This window comes from Peribacillus sp. NPDC058002 (assembly GCF_042886655.1).
GTDB classification, from domain to species: Bacteria; Bacillota; Bacilli; order Bacillales; family DSM-1321; genus Peribacillus; species Peribacillus aracenensis.
Genome location: NZ_JBHVQU010000339.1, coordinates 1 through 3108 on the forward strand (window position 1 = coordinate 1; position 3108 = coordinate 3108).

Here is a 3108-nt window from a genome sequence, read left to right on the forward strand (position 1 = left end):
GACAGGCATGTGGATCAGCAGATTGCAATGGTTGGATGAGAAAAGATTTTGCCTCGGAAAACTATGATTGCCCAATGTGCGGAAGTCAATTAATTGAGGAAGTCAGGGAACTTCCAAAAATTGAAAATGAGTATAATGCGTTTAAATAAAAGAGGTGGATCATAGCCTCTTTATTTTTTATTTTAAGAAAGAAGTATGACAATAACGCTTTACACATAAAAATATTTATGGTATTATTAAGTTTCAGTGTTAAGAAAATAAAGCACTGGAGGGTAATTTAAAGTAACATTTTTATTAATAAAATAATTTTTCATCATTTTCATGATGAAGTAGAAACAAGTTAAACACATCTAGAAAAAAGAACTACATGTAATTATTTTCCTCGATCCATTTCTGTTCTTCATTAACTTACTTCTATGTACCATTTGTCTTTTGGAATTTAATCTACCCAATTGGAATTACGGACGGTTTTAATTAATAAACATGTACTTACAAGCTTTTATCTGATTCTCGCAGGCACGGTCTAGGAACCGTATGGATGGGAGAGAGGCAGGGCTTTCATTGTTTTAGGTTTTGGCATTAAAAATTACTCTCATGCTCGATACGCTTTGAAATGTTCATTGAACGAGCAGGAAGAACCATATGGAATGGATTCTTGAACAGCGCAGTCCCGATTATCTTGAAGGGTAAGTCAGGGACTGTGTTTCATTTTGGGGAATCATTTCTTTTTTAGAATTTTTCTTCAAATAAATAAAGCATATATATGATATAATGGGTAGTGAGATATGAAAAATTCATGTCGTAATCTCAAGTTTTTACCATTCAAAAGTTTGTTTGAAAGAAAACAATAATCATACTTGGATTTGCGAATGGTTATTTACTCACAATTTAGATTAAACGCCATCTATTCTTTCTTTTATCTTTATGGCTTGTGATCTGTTATGCAGGACGGAGTCAATTCAATTCTAAGGAGTGAGATATATGTATAGAAGAAATAATACGGAAGAAATCATTCCTGAAGAAACTAAGGTGTGGGAATGTACATCAGAAGATTGCAAAGGTTGGATTCGCGATAACTTTACAAGTAATGATGAACATGTTTGTCCGTTATGTAGCAGCGAGATGAAACCCGGCACCAGAATGCTTCAAGCAATCAACAATCCAAGGAACTATTAAGGCTAGATAAAAAAAGCTGAAGGGGATTCTCCCTTCAGCTTTTTTTATCTTTTTGCCAATTGGATGAAGCAAAAAGCAGGTGAGGTTAGTGGATATCTTTTTTCTTGAATCGACCGCCTCGAACTTCCGCGATATCCCCTACGGCAAGAAATGCAGATGGATCGAAGCTTTTGACTATCTCTTTAAGTTTTGCTTCCTCAAGCCTGTTTATTACACAAAAGATGACTTTTTTATCATCACCAGAATAAGCACCTTCTCCAGCTAAAAAGGTTACGCCCCGTCCAAGACGATTCATTATCGCTTCGCCGATATCATTAAATTCATCACTGATGATCCAAACAAATTTAGATTCGTCCAAACCTGCGATGACGATATCCATCGTTTTATATGCCACGAAGTAGGCTATGATCGAATACATGGCACGATCCCACGAGAATACGAAGCCCGCACTGCCAAGGATGAATAAATTAAAGAACATGACGATCTCCCCAACGGAAAAAGGGAGCTTCTTGCTAGCGAGAATAGCAAGTATTTCTGTGCCATCCAACGAGCCGCCATATCGAATGACCATTCCAACACCAATTCCAAGAATCATACCGCCGAAAGCGGACGCTAGAAGGATATCCTGAGTGAAAGCTGGTACATGATGAAGCAATGCAGTGGTAATGGAAAGGACTAAAATTCCATAAAGGGTAGAGAATGCGAAGGTTTTTCCAATTTGTTTATAACCGATAAAAAAGAAAGGAAGATTCAAAATGAAAAGAAAGATTCCAAGCTTCCATCCAGTGATGTAAGATAACATAATCGAAATACCCGTTATGCCCCCGTCGATTACGTTATTCGGCACTAAAAAAATCTCGAGGCCGACAGCCATTAAAACTGCACCGATTGTAATTAATAGACCTCTCTGTAAAATTTGTCTAAGTGTTAATCTTTTATGCTGGGTCTTCTTTTGCATAATTTCTGTTGTACTTGCACCTGCCAGGTCTGACATAATCATGCCCCCACTCCTTCTCTCTATATAAGTTCTATTTAATTATAAACCTATAGGTATAATTAAATAAAGAAATTAACATTCCTAATTATTATATTCCTGAATAATTATTGGTATTATTTATCATTCCCTGCAATGATGAAGCAGGGGTGTGAATGCTTGTCAGTACCATGTATTCATATTCTACTCCATATAAAACAATAGTATTTCTCATTTAATTGATTTTATGAAAAAACCTGCATTTTCTTGAGGAAGGGGGTGCGCCGAAAGAATCAGAGTGTAAATATACAGGAGTAAGGAAATAAAAAACCTTTGAGGTCCTATGAATTTACATTACAATATAGGAGAATAGAACGTTAGAGGTGATCAAGTAAAAAAATGGAACAATCAATTGTGGCATCAAATCCTGTCCTCTTTATGATTGCAGTACTATTGATAATAATGGCGTGTTATACGGCTTTGGATTTATTGACAACATTACTGACGATAGAGAGATATAAACGCCTGGTATATATAGGGAGCAGCTGCTCTATGGGAGTGGCAATCTGGACGCTTAATTTTGTGGTCATATACACACTCGATAATTCAGGAATGGCGGCATACAACTTTTCTACAATAATCTTTTCGTTAGCATTAGCGATCGCTCTTGCAGGGGTTGGGTTACTGGCCATATCGTATAAAACACAAGTTCTGCAAATCGTTTTTTGCGGCTTCATGTTTACGATGGCCATTTTATCAAATTATATTATGGGAACATCTTCATTAAATCATACTTTGCACTTTAGCCCATTGTCGGTACTCAGTACGCTTTTCAGTATCTTTATATTATTTGTAGCAGCGCTTGCAATATTATTTTATTTTAATAAATTAAGTCAATCTTCGCTAAAGCCAGTCAGTACGCTCATGATGAGTGGCGCAATCATTGAAGGCTATTATCT

Annotated in this window: 4 protein-coding genes; 3 read left to right on the top strand and 1 reads right to left on the bottom strand. The window is 36.2% G+C overall.

The genetic code is table 11. From position 1 onward, the window contains the following. Both ACFVSH_RS24650 and ACFVSH_RS24655 read left to right on the top strand, forming a co-directional pair. Positions 1 to 149: cold-inducible protein YdjO-related protein (locus ACFVSH_RS24650; protein WP_387708377.1), on the top strand; the 149-nt coding region annotated here is incomplete at its 5' end. Between the two features lie 832 nt (positions 150 to 981). Beyond that, positions 982 to 1176: a cold-shock protein gene (locus ACFVSH_RS24655; protein WP_034307294.1), complete on the top strand. Its 195-nt coding sequence runs from the start codon at positions 982 to 984 to the stop codon at positions 1174 to 1176. A gap of 85 nt (positions 1177 to 1261) precedes the next feature. On the opposite strand, the gene ACFVSH_RS24660 is transcribed toward ACFVSH_RS24655, so the two are convergent. Then, positions 1262 to 2176 carry a YitT family protein gene (locus ACFVSH_RS24660; protein WP_228467431.1) on the bottom strand — a complete coding sequence of 305 codons (915 nt, stop codon included), beginning with the start codon at positions 2174 to 2176 and terminating at the stop codon, positions 1262 to 1264. Positions 2177 to 2548: 372 nt separating this feature from the next. Here ACFVSH_RS24660 and ACFVSH_RS24665 point away from each other — a divergent pair. Beyond that, positions 2549 to 3108, top strand: a 560-nt coding sequence (locus ACFVSH_RS24665; protein ID WP_387708375.1) for an MHYT domain-containing protein, incomplete at its 3' end; no start/stop codon positions are given.

What these genes read in the sequence shown, in the direction of transcription:
- ACFVSH_RS24655 (WP_034307294.1), top strand. Translation starts at nt 982, where the DNA reads ATGTATAGAAGAAATAATACGGAAGAAATCATTCCTGAAGAAACTAAG.
- ACFVSH_RS24660 (WP_228467431.1), bottom strand. Translation starts at nt 2,176, where the DNA reads ATGATTATGTCAGACCTGGCAGGTGCAAGTACAACAGAAATTATGCAA.